The organism is Paraburkholderia sp. SIMBA_027, from assembly GCF_046535315.1.
GTDB classification, from domain to species: Bacteria; Pseudomonadota; Gammaproteobacteria; order Burkholderiales; family Burkholderiaceae; genus Paraburkholderia; species Paraburkholderia tropica.
This window is the reverse complement of record NZ_JAWRWY010000005.1, coordinates 330,589-354,491: the sequence shown is the minus strand read 5'-3', so window position 1 is coordinate 354,491 and position 23,903 is coordinate 330,589. Positions and strand designations below refer to the sequence as shown.

The following is a 23,903-nucleotide window of genomic DNA, read 5'->3' as shown; positions in this document are numbered from 1 at the left end:
TATTCTTGCGCCCATGAACCGCCTCCTGTCCGCTCTCCGACGTCGCCGCTCGCCCCACCTTTAGGGCCTGGCTTAGTTACGGACGCGCGTTGCATCGTTCAACGCACAGGAAAGTTCGAATCACGAAAGCCACGGCCAGTCCGTGGCTTTTTGTTTTTCTGCCGTTCCATTCACCTGTTCTCAACCCTTTTTGCAGCCCCAGCGCGGAGCCCGTTGCCATGAATTTTTCCGAGTACCCGATCGAGTCGCTGATGTACATCACCAACCGGCCCGAAATCGTTTTCACGCATGGCAAGGGGTCGTGGCTCTACGACAACGAAGGCAAGCGCTATCTCGACTTCATTCAGGGCTGGGCGGTCAACAGCCTCGGCCACTGCAACGACGGCATGATCGAAGCGATGGACAAGCAGGCGCGCCTGCTCATCAATCCGTCGCCGGCCTTCTACAACGAGCCGATGGCGCGTCTCGCGGGCCTGCTCACCGAGCATAGCTGCTTCGACAAGGTGTTCTTCGCCAACAGCGGCGCCGAAGCCAACGAAGGCGCGATCAAGCTCGCGCGCAAGTGGGGCAAAAAGCATCGCGACGGCGCGTTCGAGATCATCACGTTCGACCACAGCTTCCACGGCCGCACGATCGCGACGATGTCGGCGAGCGGCAAGCCGGGCTGGGACACGATCTACGCACCGCAGGTGCCGGGTTTCCCGAAGGCCGATCTGAACGACATCGCTTCGGTCGAGAAGCTCATCAACGCGAAGACGGTCGCCGTGATGCTCGAGCCGATCCAGGGCGAAGGCGGCGTGATCCCCGCTACGCGCGAATTCATGCAGCAGTTGCGCGCGCTCACGCAAAAGCACGGCATCCTGCTGATCGTCGATGAAGTGCAGACCGGCTGCGGCCGCGCGGGCACGCTGTTCGCCTACGAACTGTCGAACATCGAGCCGGACATCATGACGCTCGGCAAGGGCATCGGCGGCGGCGTGCCGCTCGCGGCGCTGCTCGCGAAAAAGGACGTCTGCGTGTTCGAAGCCGGCGATCAGGGCGGCACCTACAACGGCAATCCGGTGATGACGGCCGCCGGCTACTCGGTGATCTCGCAACTGGTCGCGCCGGGCTTCCTCGAAGGCGTGCGCGCGCGCGGCGAATATCTGCGCGAAAAGCTGCTCGAACTGTCGGCGGAACGCGGCTTCGAGGGCGAGCGCGGCGAAGGTCTGCTGCGCGCGCTGATGCTCGGCAAGGACATCGGCCCGGCGATCGTCGACAAGGCGCGCGACATGCAGCCCGACGGCCTGCTGCTGAACGCGGCGCGCCCGAACCTGCTGCGCTTCATGCCGGCGCTGAACGTGACGACCGAGGAAATCGACCAGATGATGGCGATGCTGCGCACCATCCTCGACTCGCTGTAAGCACACGCAGCCCAGCACGGAGCCCATGCGATGACCGTCACGATCCGCGCCTTCGCCGAAGCCGACACCGAAGCGGTGCTCGCGCTCTGGCGCGAGGCGTTTCCCGAGTACAACGATGCGAGCCGTCCGCATCGCGATCCGCGCCGCTCGATCGCGAACAAGCTCGGCACGCAGCCGGAGCTGTTCTTCGTGGCCATCCGGCGCGACGGCGAGGCAGACGGCGCGCTCGTCGGCTCGGCGATGGCGGGTTACGACGGACATCGCGGCTGGCTGTATTCGGTCGCGGTCGCGCCCGAGGCGCGTCGTCTCGGCCTCGGCACGCGGCTCGTGCGGCACGCCGAAAGCGCGCTGGCCGCGATGGGCTGCCTGAAGCTCAACCTTCAGGTGCTCACCGACAAGCCCGAGGTGCTCGCGTTCTACGACCGCCTCGGCTATCGCGCCGACGCCGTAATCAGTCTCGGCAAGCGTCTTGCCGTGCAGGAGTCCGAAGCGCTCGCCTGAGCGCGGCCGGCCTCGCCGTCAGGACTGCCTTCGGCACAAAGAAAAAGCCGCATGGGTTTCGCAACCCATGCGGCTTTTGTCTTATCGGCGCCCGCGCGGAGCGCGTTCGTTCACTCGCCCACTTACTCGCCGAGATACGCCGCGCGCACCTTCGGATCGTCGAGCATCTGCTTGGCCTCGCCTTCCATCGTCACGAGACCGGAGTCCATCACGTAGCCGCGATTCGCCGCCTGCAGCGCGAGACGCGCGTTCTGCTCGACCAGCAGCACCGTGATGCCTTCCGACGAGATCGTGCGCACCACTTCGAAGATCTTCTCGACCATGATCGGCGAGAGACCCATCGACGGCTCGTCGAGCAACAGCAGCTTCGGACGGCTGATGATCGCGCGCGCCATCGCCAGCATCTGCTGCTCGCCGCCCGAGAGCGTGCCCGCGAGCTGCGTGGCGCGTTCCTTCAGGCGCGGGAAGAAGCCGAACATGCGCTCGACGTCCTTCTGGATGCCGTCCTTGTCGTTGCGCAGGTACGCGCCCATCTGCATGTTTTCGAGGATCGACATGCGCGCGAAGATGCCGCGGCCTTCCGGCACCATCGCGAGACCGCGCTTGAGCAGTTCATACGCGGGCACGCCCTTGATCGACTGGCCCATGTACTCGATGTCGCCCGACGCGTACGGCTTCAGGCCGGTGATGGCCTTCATCGTCGTGGTCTTGCCCGCGCCGTTCGCGCCGATCAGCGTGACCAGCTCGCCCGCGCGGACTTCCATGTCCACGCCCTTGACCGCCTGAATGCCGCCGTAGTTGACCTGCAGGCCCTTGATTTTCAGAACCGGTGTAGACATCAGTGAACCCCCGCACCCAGATACGCCTCGATCACCTTCGGGTCCTTCTGCACGTCTTGCGGCAGACCCTCGGCGATCACCTTGCCATAGTCGAGCACTGTCATCCGGTTGCACAGGCCCATCACCAGTTTCACGTCGTGCTCGATCAGCAGGATGGTCTTGCCATCGGCGCGGATCTTGTCGAGCAGGCGCGTGAGTTCGACCTTCTCGGTCGCGTTCATGCCGGCCGCCGGCTCGTCGAGCGCGAGCAGCTTCGGATCGGTTGCGAGCGCGCGCGCGATTTCCAGACGGCGCTGGTGGCCGTACGAGAGATTGCGCGACGTGTAGTCCGCGTATTGCGCGATGCCCACGTATTCGAGCAGTTCGAGCGCGCGTTCCTTGATCTCGCGTTCCTCCTTGCGCTCCGAAGGCGTCTGGAACACCGCGCCCAGCAGGCCGTGCTTCGTGCGCACGTGACGGCCGACCATCACGTTTTCGAGCGCTGTCATGCCGCCGAACAGACGGATGTTCTGGAAGGTACGCGCGATGCCCGCCTTCGCCACCTGATAGACGGCGGTCGGCGTATAGGCTTCGCCGTCGAGCTTGAACTCGCCCGAATCGGGCGTGTAGAGGCCGGTGATCACGTTGAAGAACGTGGTCTTGCCGGCGCCGTTCGGGCCGATCAGACCGTAGATCGTGCCTTCCTCGATCTGCAGGCCCACGTCGGAGAGCGCCTGCAGGCCGCCGAAGCGCTTGTTCACGCCCTTCACGGACAGGCGGATGGATTTATTGCTCATGTTCTGTTCCTCTCCTGTTCGCAATCAGGCGCGCACCGGCTTCTTGCTGCCGCGCTTGGCGATCTTCGCGATCTTGTCTTCGTGCTTCGGCGACGGCCACAGGCCTTCCGAGCGATACAGCATGATCACGACCATGGCGAGACCGTAAAGCAGCTGGCGAATCACTTCCGTATCGACGATTTCATGGCCGAACAGCATGTGCTGGAGCGGGCCCATCGTCGAGCGCAGGAACTCGGGGAAAATCGCGAGCAGCACGGCGCCGAGAATCACGCCGGGGATGTGGCCCATGCCGCCGAGCACCACGCAGGCGAGCACCACGACCGATTCCCAGAACGTGAACGATTCCGGCGACACGAAGCCCTGGAACGCACCGAACATCGCGCCCGACAGGCCGCCGAACGACGCGCCCATCGCGAACGCCAGCAGCTTCACGTTACGCGTGTTGATGCCCATCGCCTTGGCGGCGATTTCGTCTTCGCGGATCGCGGCCCATGCGCGGCCGATACGCGAGTGCTGCAGACGCGTACACACCCAGATCACGAGCAGCGCGCAGATCACGAAGGCGTAGTAATACATATAGACCGACGTGAACGTGAAGCCGAGGAACTCGTGCGGCTGCGCGAGATTGAAGCCGAACACGTGCAGCGGCGCGACGCCGGTAATGCCTTGCGGGCCGTTGGTGATGTTCACCGGACGGTCGAGGTTGTTCATGAAGATACGAACGATTTCCCCGAAGCCCAGCGTCACGATCGCGAGGTAGTCGCCGCGCAGACGCAGCGTCGGCGCGCCGAGCAGAATGCCCGCGATCGCTGCGAACGCCATCGCGCACGGAATCACGATCCAGTACGGCGTATGCAGGCCGCCCGGGAACATGCTGGCGATCCACGCGAACTGCGAGGTCAGGTGCGGCGACGTCAGCAGCGCGGCCGTGTAGGCGCCCACCGCGTAGAACGCGATATAGCCGAGATCCAGCAGGCCGGCGAAGCCCACCACCACGTTCAGGCCCAGCGCAAGCATCACGTAGAGCATCGCGAAGTCGAGCACGCGCACCCAGTAGTTGCCGCCCGTTGCGCCCACCACGAACGGCAGCGCGGCCACGACGATCGCGGTCACGATGCCGATCGCGTACGTGCGCGTCGTGTTCTTCTCGGGGATGAGCGTCGTCGACGGCTCGATCGGTTGAATTGAAGTCATGTTGATCTACTCCCTCTTATGCGCGATCCGCGACACGTTCGCCCAGCAGCCCCGACGGACGGAACACGAGCACCACGATCAGCACGACGAATGCGAACACGTCCTGATAGTTACTGCCGAACACCCCGCCGGTCAGATTGCCGATGTAACCCGCGCCGAGCTGCTCGATCAGACCGAGCACCACGCCGCCGACCATCGCGCCGCCGAGATTGCCGATACCGCCCAGCACCGCGGCCGTGAAGGCCTTCATGCCGGGGATGAAGCCCATGTAGAAGTGCGCGTTGCCGTACTCCGACGCGATCATCACGCCCGCCAGCGCCGCGAGCGCCGAGCCGATCATGAAGGTCGCCGAAATCACGAAGTTCGGGTTCACGCCCATCAGGCTCGCGTTAGCCGGGTTTTCGGCGATCGCACGCATCGCGCGGCCGAGCTTGGTCCGGTGCACGAGGATCAGCAGGCCCGCCATCACGAGGAACGCGACCACGATGATCACGATTTCGGTCGGCGAGATCACGGCGCCCACGCCGGTCTCGGACGGCTTGATGACGTTGATCGGATCGGTCGAGATGAGCTGCGGGAAGGCCAGCGGATTGCGGCCCCAGATGATCATCGCGAGCGTCTGCAGCAGGATCGAGACGCCGATCGCGGTGATCAGCGGCGCGAGACGCGGCGCGCGGCGCAGCGGCCGGTAGGCGACCCGTTCGATGGTGTACCCGACGAACGCGCAGACCACGGCGGCGATCACGAGCGCGATGCACAGCGTGGGGATGTTCCCGAGGCCGGGGAAGTGATTCTGCAGCACCGTAATCGCGGAGAGCGCCACCATCGCGCCGACCATGAGCACGTCGCCGTGCGCGAAATTGATGATGCCCAAAATCCCGTACACCATCGTGTAGCCCAGTGCAATGATGGCGTAGATGCTGCCAAGCACCAGCCCATTCAGGATCTGCTGGACGAAAATATCCATTTAATGCTCCTTAGCCCGTGCGACCGGATTCGCGCTGTCATCGGCCGGTGGGCGATGTTTTACGGAACCGCAACGACACTTTCGGGTACTGAAGTAAAAGACCGGTAACGGTTGGCCGCACCCGGTTCGCGTTGTCGCTGTGTTGCAGCGGCAGGCTCGCCGGAAGCGGATGCAAAAACGGCACCGTCGGATGGTTCGGTGCCGTCGGGTTCAACTACCTGTCACATTCGCTGCGACGCGTGCGCGGCCCGCCTTGAGGCCGGCTGCGCAAACGTCATACGTCATGACTCCCTGGATCGGGCCGAGAATCTCTGCCTCGCCACCGTTTACGGCAGCATCGGCCAGGACCTTTCGGACCGCGACAAAAACCGCTCTCGCGCCGCGGCTATCACATGCAACATGTGTGCCAGCCGCGAGTGCAACGAGCGCGTCTGCCGACCCTGACGACGTCGCGACGCGTGCTTCATTGCGTGCTGCGCCGTTCTGATCGTCGTGTCCCAACTGCGGACAAGCTTCCTCCGGGAGTGCAACGGTCATCGATGTCGCGCCCCTGCCCCGTCGTGCACCGCGGATGTGCCACGCCTTGCGCGGCGCAACCGCAGCCGCGACAGTTGCGGCAACAGCAAACTCGATTTGCATTAAACAGGTCTCCTGCGCCTTCCGAAATGCTTGCCTGATGGGCCTCGCGCTGACGTCCGGCCCTCAGAACGCGCGCATTGTAACTCCAATTATGCAGGCGGCAATATTGTTGAATCGGCAGGGTTTTCCTGCATTGCAACCATTTTCGAGAAGACACTCCAGAGACGGTTGCACCATGGGTTGCGCCGTATTTTCGTGCATCAGTTGCACCAAAAATCGGCAACACTCACATCAAGTGTTGCGACGGCCAGGCGCGGGGCCTTATCGGGCGGGCATCGGCTGCGCCACGATGAACAATTAAATGGCGATTGAGTTCGCGCACGCATTTGGTGCGGATGCTGAAAAATCGTTATTGAGACATCGATTTATCGGGGTCAGATATCCGGCGACGACCCCGCCCCATAGCGAAAACACCTAGTCCAACCGGCCGTGGCGACGTGGTTCACCGCACACTTTTAATTATCGAACCCCATTTATTTACGGGGCGGATTGCGGCGGCGGGACATAAAAAAAGCGCGCCCAAGGGCGCGCTTCTTCATGCAGAGGCTGACTGAATAGTCAGACGCTCGCGGCGATCAGGCCACTTGCCCGAGCCCGCGCGGCAGCGGAAACGCGATGTTTTCCTCGATGCCTTCGAGCGCGCGCACGTTGCGCACGCCCAGTTCGTTCAGACGCTGGATGATCTTCTGTGCGAGCGCTTCGGGCGCCGACGCACCCGCCGTCAGGCCGATACGGCGCTTGCCTTCGAGCCAGGCCGGATCGATCTGGTCGGGCGCATCCACCATATAGGCGGGGATGCCGCGCTTTTCGGCCACTTCGCGCAGGCGATTCGAATTCGAGCTGTTCGGGCTGCCGACCACGATCACGACGTCGCACTGCGGCGCCATGAACTTCACCGCGTCCTGACGGTTTTGCGTGGCGTAGCAGATGTCCTGCTTCTTCGGCTCGCGAATGCCCGGGAAGCGCGCCTTGAGCGCCTCGATGATCTCGGCGGCGTCGTCGACCGACAGCGTGGTCTGCGTGACGAACGCGACGCGCGCCGGATCGCGCAGCGACAGCGCCTCGACGTCGGCGATGTCCTCGACGAGATACATGCCTTCGTGCGCCTGCCCCATGGTGCCTTCGACTTCCGGGTGGCCCTTGTGGCCGATCATCACGATGTCGAGGCCTTCGTCGCGCATCTTCGCGACTTCGACGTGCACCTTGGTCACGAGCGGACAGGTGGCGTCGTAGACGCGCAGCCCGCGCGCCTCGGCGTCGGTGCGCACGGCCTTCGACACGCCATGCGCGCTGAAGATGACGGTATTGCCGGACGGCACTTCATCGAGCTGTTCGATGAAGATCGCGCCTTTCTTGCGCAGGTCCTCGACCACGTACGCGTTGTGGACGATCTCATGGCGCACATAGATGGGCGCACCGTGGATCTGGATGGCGCGCTCGACGATCTCGATAGCGCGATCGACGCCGGCGCAAAAGCCGCGCGGCTGCGCGAGCAGGATTTCGGCTTCGGCGACTTCAGCGCGGTCGACGACAGTAGACGTGTCCGTGGAGGTCATGGGCTTTACAGGATTCCGATGATTTGCACTTCGAACGCAACCGCCTGGCCAGCGAGCGGATGGTTGAAATCGAACAGCGCGGAGGTCTCGTTCACTTCCTTGAGCACACCCGCGTAGCGGTTGCCGTCCGGTGCGTTGAATTCGATGAGATCGCCCGGATTGAACGACTCGCCAATCATGGCGTTGTCGCGCAGCGTCTTGAGCGAGATGCGCTGGATCAAGTCGGGGTTGCGCTGACCGAAGGCGATGCCGGGTTCTAGCTGAAAGGTGGAGTGGTGACCGACCTTCAAACCTTGCAGAATGTTTTCCAGCGGCGGCGCAAGCTGCCCGGCGCCCAGCAGCAGCGTGGCGGGCCGGTCGGCAAACGTGTTGACGATTTCGGTGCCGTCGGCGAGGGAAAGCCGGTAATTCAGCGTGACGTGGGAACCCGGTTTCACCTCGGAAATATCGATGATGCTCATGCGGTACTCGTTTCGTCTGGTCGCGCCCTCGGGCGCCGGTCGGTCGCGCGCAAGCGCGAGCGGAAAAGCCCCATTGTAAGCCACATAGTTCCTGGACGGACGCCACATGCGAGCGGCATCCACGTCCGCAACGAGGAGATTCAATTGGTGAAAATTGCCTGCGATACGCCCCTCTGGAACGACGGGCCCAAGCCGAGGCGCCGCGCCATGCCGCGCGAGCGGCTGCGCGAAGCCGGTCCGGCGGCGCTCTCCGATCTGGAACTGGTTGCGCTGCTGCTCGGCTCTGGCCTGCCGGGCCATAACGTCTTCGACGTGGCGCGCGCCCTGCTCGATCACTTCAAATCCTTACGCGCGATGCTCGACGCGCCGCCCGAGGAGTTCGAAAGCGTGCGCGGGATCGGCCCGGCGAAGGCGGCCATCCTCATGGCCGTGGTCGAGCTGGCGCGGCGCGCGCTCGCCGAGCAGCTGGAAGAAAAGCCGCTCGTCGACTCGCCCGGCGCCGTCGAAGACTACCTGCGACTGATGATCGGCAGCCGCTCGCAGGAGGTGTTCGTCTGCCTCTTTCTCGACGTGCGCCATCGCCTGATCCGTTACGAGGAAATCGCGCGCGGATCGCTCACGCACATGGCGGTGTATCCGCGCGAAATCGTACGGCGCGCGCTGATGCTCAATGCCGCGAGCCTGATCGTCGCGCACAACCACCCTTCCGGCGCGGTCCAGCCGAGCGCGAGCGACCGCCGCCTCACGCGGGTGCTGCGCGACACGCTGGCGCTCGTGGAGGTGCGCCTCGTCGATCACATGATCATCGGCGCGCGGGAGACGTTTTCTTTTGCTCGCCACGGACTAGACTGAAAGCCGGGCCGCCGAACGCCGCGACGCGCGACCAACCCGCACCCTAGCCGCACCCAGCCCGCGCGCGTTCCGGCACGCTTTTATGCGTGTTTGCGGTAGGCGTCGGCGCCGCGACCGTCGTGCATCCGCACGACATGATCTGCAAATCGTGTTTGATTTTCCTGGGCTTTTTCTGCTAGACTCTCGGTTTGCCTATTTCCAACCCTGTTCCGAAGGCCCGTCAAGGCGTTCCGGGGGAAATATGGCCTGGGTTCGAGGTTGTCTCTCATCCATACGTGAGCGCGCTCTTATTCCGGCCATTTCTCGCCTGGGAAACTTAAGCGGCTCTCGAACTCAGAATTTCCGTAGGAGTGTACTCATGGCACGTGTCTGCCAAGTCACTGGGAAAGCGCCGATGAGCGGCAACAACGTTTCCCACGCTAACAACAAAACCAAGCGCCGTTTCCTCCCGAATCTGCAAAATCGCCGTTTCTGGGTTGAAAGCGAAAACCGTTGGGTGCGTCTGCGCATCTCGAACGCAGGCCTGCGCCTGATCGACAAGAACGGCATCGACTCCGTGCTCGCAGACCTGCGCGCACGCGGCGAACTGTAAGGAGTAAGTCATGGCCAAGGGTATCCGCGACAAGATCAAGCTCGAGTCGACCGCAGGCACGGGTCACTTCTACACGACCACGAAGAACAAGCGCAACATGCCGGAAAAAATGTCGATCAAGAAGTTCGACCCGGTTGTTCGCAAGCACGTCGAGTACAAGGAAACGAAGATCAAGTAAATCTTGATCCGAGCCTGACGAAGACATTCAAAGCCCCGCTCTCCAGCGGGGCTTTGTTATTTCTGCCCCGCTTTCGCAGCGGGTTTTTTTGTTTTCCCGGCGCGTCCGTTCACCATCGCGTAACGATCTTTTGATCTCTACCTACACGGTGTAGCTTTTCGTCGGCTCCCCTATCGGAGTATGCTTCCCGCTTCACTCGCCGCCGGCGGCGGCAGAAAGCGCAGAACAAGAGAGACGGAGAGGCAGCACCATGAATTTCGATGTAGCGATCGTCGGCAGCGGGCTGGCGGGACTGAGCGTGGCCCTGAATCTGGCCGAAACGCGCCGCGTGGTGATCATCGCCAAGCGCGCGATGACCGAAGGCGCGAGCGACCGCGCGCAAGGCGGCATCGCCGCGGTGCTCGATTCGGCGGACAGCGTCGAAAACCACGTCGACGACACGCTGGTCGCAGGCGGCGGCCTGTGCGACGAGGCGGCCACGCGCTATATCGTCGAGCATGGCCGCGAAGCGATCGAATGGCTGATCGGCCAGGACGTGCCGTTCACGAAGGACGCCGCCGCCGAACTCGGTTTCCACCTCACCCGCGAAGGCGGCCACAGCCATCGCCGCATCATTCACGCCGCCGACGCCACCGGCCACGCCGTGGTGCAAACGCTGCTCGAACGCGCGCGCCAGCATCCGAACATCACGATCCTCGAAGATCATCAGGCGATCGACGTGATCACCTCGGATCGTCTTGGCCTGCCGGGCCGCCGCTGCCACGGTCTCTACGCGCTCGACCTCAAGAACGACCGCACGGTCACGATCCAGGCGCCGCACACGGTGCTGGCGACGGGCGGCGCGGGCAAGGTTTATCTCTACACGACGAACCCCGACACCGCGACCGGCGACGGCATCGCGATGGCCTGGCGCGCGGGCTGCCGCGTGGCGAACATGGAGTTCATCCAGTTCCACCCGACCTGCCTGTTCCACCCGCACGCGAAGTCGTTCCTGATTTCCGAGGCCGTGCGCGGCGAAGGCGGCGTGCTGCGCCTGCCCGACGGCACACGTTTCATGCCCGAACACGACGCGCGCGCCGAACTCGCGCCGCGCGACATCGTGGCCCGCGCGATCGACTTCGAGATCAAGAAGCACGGCATCGATTGCGTGCATCTGGACATCAGCCATCAGCCGCCCGCGTTCCTCGAAGAGCACTTCCCGACCATCCTCGCGCGCTGCCGCGAGTTCGGCATCGACATCACGAAAGAGCCGATTCCGGTCGTGCCCGCCGCGCATTACACCTGCGGCGGCGTGGTCACCGACCTCGCGGGCCGCACCGATCTCGCGGGCCTCTACGCGGTCGGCGAAACCTCGTACACGGGGCTGCACGGCGCGAACCGCCTCGCGTCCAACTCGCTGCTCGAATGTCTCGTGATCGGTCGCTCGGCGGCGGAAGCGATCGAAGCCGAAGGCTTCGAAGCGGCCGCGCACGCCCCGCTGCCCGACTGGGACGAAAGCCGCGTGTCCGATTCCGACGAGGAAGTCGTGGTCGCGCACAACTGGGACGAGCTGCGCCGCCTGATGTGGAATTACGTCGGCATCGTGCGCACCGACAAGCGTCTGGAGCGCGCACAACACCGCATTTCCCTGCTGCGCGACGAAATCCAGGAGTACTACGCGAATTTCCGCGTGACGCGCGATCTGCTGGAACTGCGCAACCTCGTCGAAGTGGCCTCGCTGATCGTCGAGAGCGCGCGCTCGCGGCGCGAAAGCCGCGGTCTGCATTACAGCCGCGACTGGCCGAATTCGCTGCCGAAGGCGCTGCCGACCGTGCTCGCGCCCGAGCGCGTGCGCAACCGCAACGTCGCGTAAGCCGTCGCGCGAATAAAAAAGGCCGCCTCTCGCGAGGCGGCCTTTTTGCCTTTTTGCATCTGGAAGCGCGTGATGTATTGCGCTCAGACGATCCGCATCGAGTAGTCGGTCGCGCGCACGTCCTTCGTGAGCGCGCCGATCGACACGCGATCGACGCCGGTTTCGGCAATCGTGCGCACCGAATCGAAGTTCACACCGCCCGAGACTTCGAGCAGCGCGCGCCCCGCCGTGCGCTTGACCGCCTCGCGCATCATTTCGAACGAGAAGTTGTCGAGCAGCACCGAGGTCGCGCCGTGCACGAGCGCCGTGTCGAGCTGGTCGAGCGTTTCGACTTCGATCTGGATGGGCACGCCCGCGTTCAGGGCGAGCGCCGCGTCCATCGCCGCGCCCACGCCGCCCGCCGCCGCGATGTGGTTTTCCTTGATCAGAATGCCGTCGTACAGCGCGAGGCGCTGATTCGCGCCGCCGCCCACGCGCACCGCGTACTTCTGCGCGAGCCGCAGGCCCGGCAGCGTCTTGCGCGTGTCGAGAATGCGCGTTTGCGTGTGCGCGATGGCGTCCACGTAACGGCGCGTCGCGCTCGCCACGCCCGACAGCAGCTGCAGAAAGTTCATCGCATTGCGCTCGGCCGTGAGCAGCGCGCGCGCCGGTCCGCGCAACGCGCACACCACCGAGTCGGCCGCCATGCGCTCGCCTTCGCGATAGTGCCAGCGCACGTCGATGCGCGCGTCGACCTGCTTCACCACGGCGTCGAACCACAGCACGCCGCACAGCACCGCCTCTTCGCGCACGATGATGCGCGCGTCGCGCATCTCGTCGGCGGGCACGAGGCGACCGGTCTGGTCGCCGGTGCCGACGTCTTCGTTCAGCGCATCCGCAACGTTGCGCGCGATCGCCGCGTCGAACGCCGCGCCGTACTGCGCGCGCACCCCGGGCAGCACGGACGACACCGCGTCCACGGCCAGCAATTCCAGTGCTCCCATCACGCCGCTCCCACGTTCGAGAACAGCGCGCCGTCGCGCGCGAGATCGCCGCTCGCCTGCACGCGACGCTTGTGTTCCGCCGCGAACGCCAGCATGCGGTCGATCGGCAGACGCGCGCGCTCGCCGATGGCGGCGTCGACGAAAATTTCGTTATGGCCGCGTTCGAGCACGTCCGCGAGATTCGCGAGGCCGTTCATCGCCATCCACGGGCAATGCGCGCAGCTCTTGCAGGTCGCGCTGTTGCCGGCCGTAGGCGCTTCGATGAAGGTCTTGCCCGGCGCCGCGAGGCGCATTTTGTGCAGAATGCCCAGATCGGTCGCGACGATGAAACGCTGCGCGTCGAGCTTCACGGCGGCGTCGATCAGTTGCGTGGTCGAGCCGACCACGTCCGCGAGCGCGACCACGGCTTCGGGCGATTCCGGGTGAACGAGAATCTTCGCGTCGGGATATTCGGCGCGCAGCAGATCGAGTTCGATGCCCTTGAACTCGTCGTGCACGAGGCACGAGCCCTGCCACAGCAGCATGTCGGCGCCGGTTTTCTTCTGGATGTAGCTGCCCAGATGGCGGTCCGGCGCCCAGAGGACCTTTTCGCCCTTCGCGTGCAGATCGGCAACGATTTCGAGGCCGATCGACGAGGTGACCATCCAGTCCGCGCGCGCCTTCACGGCCGCGCTGGTGTTCGCGTACACGACCACGGTGCGGTCGGGATGCTGGTCGCAGAACGCCGAAAATTCGTCGACGGGACAGCCGAGGTCGAGCGAGCAGGTCGCGTCGAGGTCCGGCATGAGAATGCGCTTGTTCGGGCTCAGGATCTTCGCGGTCTCGCCCATGAAGCGCACGCCCGCGACGACCAGCGTCTGTGCGTCATGATCGCGACCGAAACGCGCCATTTCGAGCGAATCGGCCACGCAGCCGCCGGTTTCGTCCGCCAGCTCCTGCAATTCGGGATCGACGTAATAGTGCGCGACGAGCACCGCCTTCTCGCGCTTGAGCAACGCGCGAATGCGCTCCTTCAATGCAACGCGCTCCGCCGCCGACGGCGCGTCGGGCACCGTCGCCCACGCCTGCCCGACGCTGCACACCGCGCCTTGCGGCCGGTCGTACTCGACCGCTCTGATTGCCTGACTCATGATCTCCTCTACCGGCCGAAACGCGTGCTTTCGCCCTCGTTCCGGCCCCATGCCAGTTGCAGCCCTGCCGATCGCCACGGTACGCAACCCGCGCCAAGCACCGGTTTTTCCGCGGCCCAAAAAGAAAAACCCCGCCAGCGCGGGGTTTTGTGACGTACCTGAATTCTAATGGATTTTTCCGACGCTCACGCAGGCCGCATGGGCCGGGAGCGCGTATCCATCCACGAAATCAGGCGTAGCGGCGCAGGCGCGTCGCGAATTCCTGGAGTGCCTTGATGCCGCTTTGTTCGGCGCGATGGCACCAATCCTGGAGCTGCGTGAGCAGTTGTTCGCGCGAGGCGCTCGAACGTTCCCAGATGGCCGCGAGTTCGTTGCGCAGCTCGATGAACGTGCGCAGCTTCTGGCTGTTCGCGAAGATCTGCGGCAGTTGACGCTTTTGCGGCTCGTTCAGGCTGGCTTCTTCCTTGTCGAACCACTTGCGCGCGCCGCGCATGACCTTGTACTTCTCGCGCTCGCCGACTTCCTTCAGATGCGCCAGCTCCTGGCGATACGCCTGCTTCACGACCGTGGCGTAACGCGCCATGACTTCATAGCGGTTCGACAGCACGGCTTGCAGCGTTTCGTGGTCGGGCACGAGCTTGGTCTTGGTCAGACGCGGCGTGGGCGCGACCTTCTTGACCTTGGCGAGACCGACGGCCTGCATCATGCGGATGTACATCCAGCCGATGTCGAACTCGTACCACTTGCTCGACAGCTTCGCCGAAGTGGCGAAGGTGTGGTGATTGTTGTGCAGCTCTTCACCGCCGATGATGATGCCGAGCGGGAACAGGTTCGTGCTGGCGTCCGACGAATTGAAGTTGCGATAGCCCCAGAAGTGGCCGAGACCGTTCACGACGCCGGCGGCCCAGAACGGGATCCACGCCATCTGCACGGCCCAGACGGAAAGACCGACCAGACCGAACAGCGCCACGTCGATCACCATCATGATGCTCACGCCGAGGATCGGGAAGCGCGTGTAGACGTTGCGCTCCATCCAGTCGTTGGGCGTGCCGTGGCTGAAACGGCGCAGCGTTTCTTCGTTCTTCGCTTCGGCGCGATAGAGTTCGGCGCCTTCGAGCAGCACCTTCCAGATGCCGCGCGTTTGCGGGCTGTGCGGATCTTCCTCGGTCTCGCATTTGGCGTGGTGCTTGCGGTGAATCGCGGCCCACTGACCCGTCAGCATGCCCGTGGTCATCCACAGCCAGAAACGGAAGAAGTGACTCATGATCGGGTGCAGCTCGAGCGCACGGTGCGCCTGGCAGCGGTGCAGATACACCGTAACGCCGACGATCGTGATGTGGGTGGCCACCGCCGCGAACAGCAGGATCTGCCACCACGTGAAATGCAGCACGCCGTGCGCGAGGAAATCAAGCAAGGAATTCAACAAGGTTTGTACCCGTGAAACGTAGCGCGGCGGCCTTTCAGCCCGAAACCGCTGTCAAGAAAGTGAAAGCGTACAGCAGGAGGTTGGACGGCATTCTACTAGAACCGTTCCAAGTGTTTGTAACAAATGAAGATTTTTTTCTTTAACGGCCGCGGAGTCAACCGTCTTGAGGGCGCCAGAGGCGGTTTGCCGCACATTTCGCGCGCCCTTCCGACCCCTTCTTACCTTTCGCCGGCTGCCGCCTGGGGTTGATCCTGGTGTCGATCCGCGCTCGGCGCCTCGTTCTGTCCCCGAACGGGCGGACCGGCCACCGGCATCGCGCCGCCGATGATGCGCACCTCGCGCTGCGCGAACGGGATCGAAATACCCGCCTCGTTGTACAGACGCCAGATATTCATGTTCACCGCCGAACGCACGCTCGACGTGCCGTTGGCCGCGTCGGCGATCCAGAAACCGAGTTCGAGATTGATGCCGTCGCCGCCGAAACTCGCCAGATATGGCGTCGGGGCCGGATCGGTCAGCACGCGCTCGACGCCCTCGCCCGCTCGCGCGAGCAGCGCCATCGCCTGATCGAGATCCGTGTCGTAGGCGACCTGCACCGCCGCCTTGGCGTAGCCGCGCGTCAGATACGAGGACTGGTTCTGCACCACATCGGTGATCAGTTTTTCGTTCGGGATCAGCGTCTCCACGCCGTCGAGCCCGCGCACGACCGTGTAGCGCGTGCGGATCTGCGTGACCTTGCCCGCGAGTCCGCTCACGTTGATGGTGTCGCCCAGACGCAGCGAGCGGTCGATCAGAATGATGAAGCCCGACACGTAATTGCTCGCGATCTTCTGCAAGCCGAAGCCGAGACCCACGCCGAGCGCGCCGCCGAACACGCCCAGCACCGTGATGTCGATGCCGACGATCGACAGGCTGAACAGAATGGCCGCGAACACCAGCAGCGCGCGGCCCACGCGCGCGAGCACGACGCGCAGATTGGCGTCGATGGTGGTCGCGCGCATCAGCCGGTCCTCGAGCGCCGCGCCCGCCCAGACCGCCACGACCATCGTCACGCAGACCCACAGCACGCCGTTGGACAGCGACAGCAGGCTCACATGCGCGGTGCCGATGCGAAAGCGCACGCTCTCCATCCACGTGAGCACGTCGTCCTGAATGCCGAGCACGGTGAACAGCATGCCGAGCCAGACGATCAGCGACACGAGTTTTTCGACGATGCCGAGCCACGCGTGCGTCTGGCCGTTGCGGCCGAACACGCGCCGCGCGAAGAAGAACGCGATATAGATGAGCCCGATGCCGAACAGCGGCACCAGCGCGAGATTGAGCAGCGACGTGTGGATGAAATTGCTGGCGATCTCGCGCGCGATCCAGACGCAGCCGGCGCCGATCAGCGGGAAAAAGGCGCGCGACAGGCTCTCGGCGCCGAAACGCAGGCCTTCATAGCGATCCTGGCGGCGCGCTTCGAGCACGCGCCGCAGCAGCCGCGCGAGCAGCCACGCCAGCACGAGCGCGCCGATCAGCACGCCGGCCTGCCAGAGCATGACCGGCTGTCCGAAATCGCGGATCACGCCGCCCAGCATGTGCGAAAAAATGCGGTTTTCCATCATGGGTATGCAAATTCAAACGGCGCGGGGCCGCCCGATCGGAATCGGACGGCCCCGCGTTGCTACAGCTTCTGACACGTTCACCGCACTTCCAGCCCGCGGTGAGTTCAAGCGCTTATTCCTGCGTCGCGTCCGGCTCGGCGGCTGCGGGCTGCTGAGCCTTGGCGATCGCGTCGGCGGCTTCGGTCGCGGCAGCGGCCTCTTCCGGCGTGGTCGCGGCGGCGGCCTTTTTCGTCTTCGGCTGCGCGTCGCCGCGGCGCTCCAGCACGGCGGCGAAGAAGCCGTCCGTGGCGTGGCGATGCGGCCACAGCGAGAGGTAGTCGCCGGTATCGAGACCCACGCGCTGTTCCGCCAGCACGTCGCGCGCGCTGACCAGCACGAAGTCGGGATGCGCGTCGAGGAACTGCTTCACCACCGCTTCGTTCTCGGCTTCGAGAATGCTGCAGGTCGCGTAGACCAGACGGCCACCGCGCTTGAGCAGACGCGCGGCGCTCGTGAGAATCGACAGTTGCTTGGGCGCGAGTTCGGCCACCGACTCGGGCGACTGGCGCCACTTGAGGTCGGGATTGCGGCGCAGCGTGCCCAGCCCCGAGCACGGCGCATCGACCAGCACGCGGTCGATCTTGCCGATCAGGCGCTTGATCTTGGCGTCGTGTTCGCTGTCGATCAGCACCGGATTGACGTTCGAGAGGCCGCTGCGCGCAAGGCGCGGCTTGAGCTTCGCGAGACGGCGATCGGAGATGTCGAACGCGTAGAGACGGCCCGACGAGCGCATCATCGCGCCGAGCGCCAGGGTCTTGCCGCCCGCGCCCGCACAGAAGTCCACCACCATCTCGCCGCGGCGCGGCGCGACCAGCGAGCACAGCAGCTGGCTGCCTTCGTCCTGCACTTCGAACCAGCCGTCCTTGAAGGCGTCGAGGCGCGACAGCGCGGGCTTGCCCGTCACGCGCACGCCGTTCGGCGCGAACGGCGTCTCGCCCGCCTCGATGCCGGCCGCGGCCAGCGCGCGCATCAGCTCGTCGCGGTTCGCCTTGATCGGATTCGAGCGCAGGTCGAGCGGCGCCGGATAGTTGAGCGCGGACGCCAGTTGCGCCATTTCGGCGGCGTCGAAACGCGATTCGAGCGCCTTCAGGATCCACTCGGGCAGATTGAGCTGCACGCGCTGCGGCAGGCTCGCCGGATCGATCTTCGCGACGTGTTCGAGCCAGTTCGCCTCGGCGTCCGAGACGAACGGACGGATCGCCGAACGGCCGGCCGTGGCCATCAGACCGAGCAGCGTGAGGCGGCGCGTCGGGCTGCCCGTGCCGCTTTCGGCCAGGTGCGCGAACTCCATGCGACGGCGCAGCACGGCGAACACGGCTTCGGCGATCACGCCGCGCTCACCGTGGCCGAGCTTCGGATGCTCGCGGAAAAAACGACTCGTGATCGCGTCGGCGGGGCCGGCGAACTTGAGCACATCGGCGAGCAGCGTCTCGGTTTGTCCAATCAAAAATCCATGCAGCCTCATGCGCCCTCCCCGGCGTTGTGTGCTTGTGCTTCGTTTACATCGTCAAGGAAGAGCCATTGCGGCTCGGGCGGCGAGAGCGTCACACGTCCGCCGTCGAGCGCGAGGCGCCCTTCGACGAACCAGCGCACCGCGCGCGGATAAATAACATGTTCGGTCTTGAGCACGCGCGCGGCCAACGCCGCGGCGTCGTCGCCCGCGCGCACCGGAATGCCCGATTGCGCGACGATCGGCCCATGATCCAGCGTGGGCGTGACGAAATGCACCGTGGCGCCGTGCACGCGGCAACCCGCGTCGAGCGCCTGCTGGTGCGTCTTGAGGCCCGGAAAGCTCGGCAGCAGCGACGGATGGATATTGAGCATCCGACCCGAATAATGCGTGACGAAACCTTCGGTGAGCACGCGCATGAAGCCCGCGAGCACGACGAGATCAGGTGCATAACCGTCGATGGTTTGCGCGAGCGCCGCGTCGAAGGCGGCGCGATCCGGATACTGGCGATGATCGACCACCGCCGTGGCAATGCCGTGTGACGCCGCGAACGCAAGGCCCGCGGCGTCGGGACGGTTGGCAATCACGGCGGCGATGCGCGCCGGCCAGGCTTCGTGCGCGCACGCGCGCACGATGGCTTCCATGTTGCTGCCCCGCCCCGAAATCAGGATGACGAGATTTTTCATCCGCGGATTTTATCATCGGGGACGACGCCCGACGCTCGGGCGGGAGCGATCGCCCTCGCGTGCGTTTATAATCTCCTGTTTAGTCGCGGCCCAGGCCGCACCACCGGTCATATCGAGCGCGCACGGCCCGCGCGCTTTTCGAGGTTCCTCCAGGTTCCGCTATCGTGAGAGTTTTCCGCGGTCTTCCCAACGCCGAAAGTCGCGCGCCCTGCGCGCTCACCATCGGCAATTTCGACGGTGTCCACCGCGGACATCAGGCGCTGCTCGCGCGCGTGCGCGAAGCCGCGAACGCGCGCGGCCTGCCGGTCTGCGTGATGACCTTCGAGCCGCATCCCCGCGAGTTCTTCAATCCCGCCAGCGCCCCGCCGCGCATCGCCATGCTGCGCGACAAGCTCGAAGCGCTGCGCGAGAACGGCGTGGACCGCGTGGTGGTCGAGCATTTCAACCACACCTTCGCGAGCCAGTCGCCGGACGCGTTCGTCGAACGCATCATCGTGGGCGGCCTGCACGCGCGCTGGATGATGATCGGCGACGACTTCCGCTACGGCGCGAAGCGTGCGGGCGATTTCGCCTCGCTGCAGCTCGCGGGCCGCGAACACGGCTTCGAAGTCGAACAGATGGCCACCGTCGCCGACCCGTCGGGCGTGCGCATTTCCAGCTCCGCCGTGCGCACGCAGCTCGCGGCCGGCGATCTGGACGCCGCGCGCGCCTCGCTCGGCCGGGGCTACGAAATCAGCGGACACGTCGTGCACGGCCTGAAGCTCGGCCGCGACCTCGGCTTTCCCACGCTGAATCTGCCGATCGGCCACAAGCGCCCCGCGCTCAAGGGCATTTTCGTCGTGCAGGTTCACGGTATCGCCGACCACCCGCTGCCGGGCGTCGCGAGCCTCGGCCTGCGGCCCACGGTCGACGACTCGGGCCGCGTGCTGCTCGAAGTGCATCTGCTCGACTGGCACGGCAGCGCATACGGCAAGCTCGTGCGCGTCGAGTTTCTGAAGAAGCTGCGCGACGAGGAGAAGTTCGCCGACCTCGAAACGCTCACCGCCGCGATCGCACGCGACGTAAGCAACGCCCGCGCATGGTTCGCCGCGGCGGGCACGGGCGCGGCCGGCGGCGCGTCCACCGGCTTCGCCACCTCGGCGACCGATCGAATTTGACCCGCGGCCCGCGCGCGTCTTGCCGAGCAAGGCACGCGTTTCGGGCCGCCCGCCCCCAGGCGCCGCCGTGCAGCACGCGTGCGGCGCCCGAGGCGACGGTTGCGCGGCATCGCCCGCAATGCTGACGCCATGCATCCCCCGAATTCCACGTGATCTCACCATGAGCGACAAGAAAGCATCCTCCGGCAAGCCGCAAAAGTCCGAATCGAAGTACCCCGTCAACCTGCTCGACACGCCGTTCCCCATGCGCGGCGACTTGCCCAAGCGCGAGCCGCAATGGGTCAAGGAGTGGGAAGAGCAAGGTATCTACAAGAAGATCCGCGCAGCCTCGAAGGGCCGCAAGAAGTTCATCCTGCACGACGGCCCGCCGTATGCGAACGGCGACATCCACCTCGGCCACGCGGTGAACAAGATCCTCAAGGACATGATCGTCAAGGCGCGCAATCTCGCGGGCTTCGACGCGGTCTACGTGCCGGGCTGGGACTGCCACGGCATGCCGATCGAAATCCAGATCGAAAAGCAGTTCGGCAAGTCGCTGCCCGCGCAGGAAGTGATGAAGAAGGCGCGCGAGTACGCGGCCGGCCAGATCGAAACGCAGAAAAAGGGCTTCAAGCGCCTCGGCGTGCTCGGCGACTGGGACAACCCGTACAAGACCATGAACTTCGCGAACGAGGCGGGAGAAATCCGCGCACTCGCGAAGATCATGGAGAAGGGTTATGTGTTCCGCGGCCTGAAGCCGGTCAACTGGTGTTTCGACTGCGGCTCGGCGCTCGCTGAAGCCGAAGTCGAGTACAAGGACAAGACCGATCCGACCATCGACGTGCTGTTCACGTTCGCGCAGCCCGCGGAAACGGCGGCCGCGTTCGGCCTCGCCGCGCTGCCGCGCGAGGAAGGCGGCATCGTCATCTGGACCACGACGCCCTGGACGATCCCGTCGAACCAGGCGCTCAACGTGCATCCGGAAATCGAGTACGCACTCGTCGACACGCAGCGCGGCCTGCTGATCCTCGCGAGCGAACGCGTCGAAGCCTGCATGAAGGACTTCGGCCTCGAAGGCACCGTCGTCGCCACCACGCAGGGCGAAAAGCTCGCGAACCTGCGCTTCAATCACCCGCTCGCCTCGGCGCATCCGGGCTACAAGCGCACCTCGCCGATCTATCTCGGCGACTACGTGACGACCGACACCGGCACGGGCATCGTGCACTCGGCGCCCGCCTACGGCGTGGAAGACTTCGTGTCGTGCAAGGCGCACGGCATGGTCGACTCCGACATCATCAGCCCGGTGATGGGCGACGGCCGCTACGTCGAATCGCTGCCGCTGTTCGGCGGTCTCTCGATCTGGGACGCGAATCCGAAGGTCGTCGAAGCGCTCGACGCCGCCGGCACCCTGCTGCGCAGCGAGAAATACCTGCACAGCTACATGCACTGCTGGCGCCACAAGACGCCCATCATCTACCGCGCGACCTCGCAGTGGTTCGCGGGCATGGACGTCACGCCGAACGACGGCGGCAAGACGCTGCGCGAAACCGCGCTCGAAGGCATCGAAGCCACGGCGTTCTATCCGTCGTGGGGCAAGCAGCGCCTGTTCTCGATGATCGCCAACCGCCCGGACTGGACGCTTTCGCGCCAGCGCCAATGGGGCGTGCCGATGGCGTTCTTCGTGCACAAGGAAACCGGCGAACTGCATCCGCGCACGCCGGAGCTGCTCGAAGAAGTCGCGAAGCGCGTCGAAGTGTCGGGCATCGAAGCGTGGCAGACGCTCGACCCGCGCGAGCTGATCGGCGACGACGCGAACCTGTACGAAAAGAACCGCGACACGCTCGACGTGTGGTTCGACTCGGGCACGACGCATTGGCACGTGCTGCGCGGCTCGCACAAGGACGACCTGCAATTCCCGGCCGACCTCTATCTGGAAGGCTCGGACCAGCATCGCGGCTGGTTCCATTCGTCGCTGCTGACGGCGTCGATGCTCGACGGCCGCCCGCCCTACAACGCGCTGCTCACGCACGGCTTCACCGTCGACGGCGAAGGCCGCAAGATGTCGAAGTCGCTCGGCAACGGCGTCGACCCGCATGAGGTGGCGAACCGTCTGGGCGCGGAAATCATCCGTCTGTGGATCGCGTCGACCGACTACTCGGGCGAACTGGCGATCTCGGAAGAAATCCTGAAGCGCGTGACGGAAGGCTATCGCCGTATCCGCAACACGCTGCGCTTCCTGCTCTCGAACCTGTCGGACTTCGACTTCGAGAAGCACGCGCTGCCCGCGGATCAATGGCTCGAAATCGACCGTTACGCCGTGGCGCTCACGCACACGCTGCAAAACGACGTGCTCTCGCACTACGACCGCTACGAGTTCCACCCGGTCGTGGCGAAGCTGCAGACGTTCTGCTCGGAAGATCTCGGCGGCTTCTATCTCGACGTGCTGAAGGACCGCCTCTACACGAGCGCGCCGGATTCGGCCGCGCGTCGCGGTGCGCAGACGGCGCTGCATCACATCACGCACAGCCTGCTGCGCATTCTCGCGCCCTTCCTCTCGTTCACGGCCGAGGAAGCGTGGAAGGTGTTCCAGCCGCAAAGCGAAACCATCTTCACGGAAACCTTCCATGCGTTCCCGGACATCGCCGGCGCGCAGGATCTGATCGTGAAGTGGTCGCTGCTGCGCGAAGTGCGCGGCAACGTCACGAAGGCGCTCGAAGAGGCGCGCGGCGCGAACCAGATCGGTTCGTCGCTGCAGGCCGAAGTGCGCATTCTCGCGAGCGGCGCGCGTTACGACGCCCTCACCTCGCTCGGCGACGACCTGAAGTTCGTGCTGATCACCTCGGCGGCGGAAGTCATCAAGGTCGAGAACGAAGCGGACGAAGGCGTCGAAGTCGTGACCTCGAAGTACCTCAAGTGCGAACGCTGCTGGCACTATCGCGACGACGTGGGCGCGAACGCCGAGCATCCGGGCCTGTGCGGCCGCTGCGTCGCCAATCTGTTCGGCAACGGCGAAACCCGGAGCGCCGCATAATGGCCAAGACCATGACGAAGCAAATGAAGTCGAATGGCGCGAGCGGCACGCTTGCGCCGTGGCTCGGCATCGCGGTGATCGTGATCCTGGCGGATCAGCTCACCAAGATCGCCATCGCCAAAGTGTTCGCATACGGCGAAGGCCGCGTGATCACGCCGTTCTTCAACCTCGTGCTGGTCTACAACAAGGGCGCGGCGTTCAGCTTCCTCGCGGCGGCCGGCGGCTGGCAGCGCTGGGCGTTCACGGCGCTGGGCGTCGTGGCCGCGCTGGTGATCGGCTATCTGCTCAAGCGTCACGCGGGCCAGCGCATGTTCTGCACGGCGCTTTCGCTCATTCTGGGCGGCGCGCTCGGCAACGTGCTCGACCGCCTGATGTACGGCCATGTGATCGACTTCCTGGACTTCCATCTGGGCCGCTCGCACTGGCCGGCGTTCAACGTCGCGGACAGCGCGATCTGCGTCGGCGCGGCCTTGCTGGTGTTCGACGAGCTGCGGCGCGTGCGCGGCTCGCGCTAAAGCTCGACGCCAAGGCACGACGTCAAGATACGACACGATTCGGCGCGCCTCGCTGCGCCGCTTCGCGTCACGCTGCGTCACTGGAGAGAACCG

Annotated in this window: 21 protein-coding genes; 9 read left to right on the top strand and 12 right to left on the bottom strand. The window is 64.9% G+C overall.

All coding sequences use genetic code 11. The features are described from left to right. Positions 1–218: 218 nt before the first annotated feature. Together SB764_RS11980 and SB764_RS11975 are read left to right on the top strand one after the other, a co-directional pair. Positions 219–1,403: an acetylornithine transaminase gene (locus SB764_RS11980; RefSeq protein ID WP_065058123.1), complete on the top strand. Its 1,185-nt coding sequence runs from the start codon at positions 219–221 to the stop codon at positions 1,401–1,403. A gap of 30 nt (positions 1,404–1,433) precedes the next feature. Further along, positions 1,434–1,904, top strand: coding sequence for a GNAT family acetyltransferase (locus SB764_RS11975; RefSeq protein ID WP_065058122.1), 471 nt, complete (start codon positions 1,434–1,436; stop codon positions 1,902–1,904). Between the two features lie 122 nt (positions 1,905–2,026). Here the strand turns inward: SB764_RS11975 and SB764_RS11970 are convergent, their stop codons facing one another. From SB764_RS11970 to SB764_RS11945, 6 genes are all read right to left on the bottom strand, one after another. Further along, entirely contained in the window at positions 2,027–2,743 is a 717-nt protein-coding gene (locus SB764_RS11970; protein WP_065058121.1) for an ABC transporter ATP-binding protein, read from the bottom strand. Then, positions 2,743–3,519, bottom strand: coding sequence for an ABC transporter ATP-binding protein (locus tag SB764_RS11965; RefSeq protein WP_065058120.1), 777 nt, complete (start codon positions 3,517–3,519; stop codon positions 2,743–2,745). The genes SB764_RS11970 and SB764_RS11965 overlap by 1 nt, the downstream gene beginning before the upstream one ends. Before the next feature lie 24 nt (positions 3,520–3,543). Continuing rightward, positions 3,544–4,713 (bottom strand): ABC transporter permease subunit, encoded by a 1,170-nt coding sequence (locus tag SB764_RS11960; protein ID WP_065058119.1) that lies wholly within the window; start codon positions 4,711–4,713, stop codon positions 3,544–3,546. 16 nt (positions 4,714–4,729) lie between these two features. Next, positions 4,730–5,680, bottom strand: a complete 951-nt coding sequence (locus tag SB764_RS11955; RefSeq protein ID WP_065058118.1) for a branched-chain amino acid ABC transporter permease — start codon at positions 5,678–5,680, stop codon at positions 4,730–4,732. Positions 5,681–6,894: 1,214 nt separating this feature from the next. Continuing rightward, a complete protein-coding gene (ispH, locus tag SB764_RS11950; protein WP_065058117.1) occupies positions 6,895–7,875 on the bottom strand; it encodes a 4-hydroxy-3-methylbut-2-enyl diphosphate reductase in 981 nt (326 codons plus the stop codon). A gap of 5 nt (positions 7,876–7,880) precedes the next feature. After that, entirely contained in the window at positions 7,881–8,336 is a 456-nt protein-coding gene (locus SB764_RS11945) for a peptidylprolyl isomerase (RefSeq protein WP_065058298.1), read from the bottom strand. A gap of 144 nt (positions 8,337–8,480) precedes the next feature. Here SB764_RS11945 and radC point away from each other — a divergent pair, with 144 nt between their 5' ends. The 4 genes from radC (at position 8,481) to nadB (ending at position 11,810) form a co-directional block, all read left to right on the top strand. Then, the gene (gene radC / locus SB764_RS11940; RefSeq protein WP_231957440.1) at positions 8,481–9,188 is read left to right on the top strand and encodes a RadC family protein; all 708 of its coding nucleotides are present in this window, start codon (positions 8,481–8,483) and stop codon (positions 9,186–9,188) included. A gap of 358 nt (positions 9,189–9,546) precedes the next feature. Next, positions 9,547–9,780 (top strand): 50S ribosomal protein L28, encoded by a 234-nt coding sequence (gene rpmB, locus SB764_RS11935; protein ID WP_027794135.1) that lies wholly within the window; start codon positions 9,547–9,549, stop codon positions 9,778–9,780. A gap of 10 nt (positions 9,781–9,790) precedes the next feature. Then, positions 9,791–9,958, top strand: coding sequence for a 50S ribosomal protein L33 (gene rpmG / locus SB764_RS11930; protein ID WP_027817504.1), 168 nt, complete (start codon positions 9,791–9,793; stop codon positions 9,956–9,958). A 250-nt stretch (positions 9,959–10,208) separates the two neighbouring features. Further along, on the top strand, positions 10,209–11,810 hold the full coding sequence (gene nadB / locus SB764_RS11925) for an L-aspartate oxidase (protein WP_065058116.1): 1,602 nt from the start codon (positions 10,209–10,211) through the stop codon (positions 11,808–11,810). 83 nt (positions 11,811–11,893) lie between these two features. Here nadB and nadC read toward each other — a convergent pair whose 3' ends face one another. The 6 genes from nadC to purN all read right to left on the bottom strand — a co-directional run bounded on the left by nadC (position 11,894) and on the right by purN (position 19,128). Beyond that, the gene (nadC, locus tag SB764_RS11920) at positions 11,894–12,793 is read right to left on the bottom strand and encodes a carboxylating nicotinate-nucleotide diphosphorylase (RefSeq protein ID WP_410863636.1); all 900 of its coding nucleotides are present in this window, start codon (positions 12,791–12,793) and stop codon (positions 11,894–11,896) included. Further along, the gene (nadA, locus tag SB764_RS11915; protein WP_410863634.1) at positions 12,793–13,923 is read right to left on the bottom strand and encodes a quinolinate synthase NadA; all 1,131 of its coding nucleotides are present in this window, start codon (positions 13,921–13,923) and stop codon (positions 12,793–12,795) included. The genes nadC and nadA overlap by 1 nt, the downstream gene beginning before the upstream one ends. Positions 13,924–14,152: 229 nt before the next feature. Further along, positions 14,153–15,349, bottom strand: coding sequence for an acyl-CoA desaturase (locus tag SB764_RS11910; protein WP_065065186.1), 1,197 nt, complete (start codon positions 15,347–15,349; stop codon positions 14,153–14,155). 218 nt (positions 15,350–15,567) lie between these two features. Next, a complete protein-coding gene (locus SB764_RS11905; RefSeq protein ID WP_321856176.1) occupies positions 15,568–16,953 on the bottom strand; it encodes a mechanosensitive ion channel family protein in 1,386 nt (461 codons plus the stop codon). A 112-nt stretch (positions 16,954–17,065) separates the two neighbouring features. Next, on the bottom strand, positions 17,066–18,457 hold the full coding sequence (locus SB764_RS11900; protein WP_065065188.1) for an RsmB/NOP family class I SAM-dependent RNA methyltransferase: 1,392 nt from the start codon (positions 18,455–18,457) through the stop codon (positions 17,066–17,068). Further along, positions 18,454–19,128, bottom strand: a complete 675-nt coding sequence (gene purN / locus SB764_RS11895; protein WP_065065189.1) for a phosphoribosylglycinamide formyltransferase — start codon at positions 19,126–19,128, stop codon at positions 18,454–18,456. Before purN ends, SB764_RS11900 begins: the two co-directional genes overlap by 4 nt. A 164-nt stretch (positions 19,129–19,292) precedes the next feature. Between purN and SB764_RS11890 the strand changes: the two genes are divergently transcribed. From SB764_RS11890 to lspA, 3 genes are all read left to right on the top strand, one after another. Next, on the top strand, positions 19,293–20,285 hold the full coding sequence (locus tag SB764_RS11890) for a bifunctional riboflavin kinase/FAD synthetase (protein WP_065065190.1): 993 nt from the start codon (positions 19,293–19,295) through the stop codon (positions 20,283–20,285). A gap of 160 nt (positions 20,286–20,445) precedes the next feature. Next, positions 20,446–23,295, top strand: a complete 2,850-nt coding sequence (gene ileS, locus SB764_RS11885) for an isoleucine--tRNA ligase (RefSeq protein ID WP_074984015.1) — start codon at positions 20,446–20,448, stop codon at positions 23,293–23,295. Then, complete coding sequence (lspA, locus tag SB764_RS11880) at positions 23,295–23,810, top strand: signal peptidase II (protein WP_074984016.1); 516 nt, start codon at positions 23,295–23,297, stop codon at positions 23,808–23,810. The genes ileS and lspA overlap by 1 nt, the downstream gene beginning before the upstream one ends. Positions 23,811–23,903 lie beyond the last annotated feature (93 nt).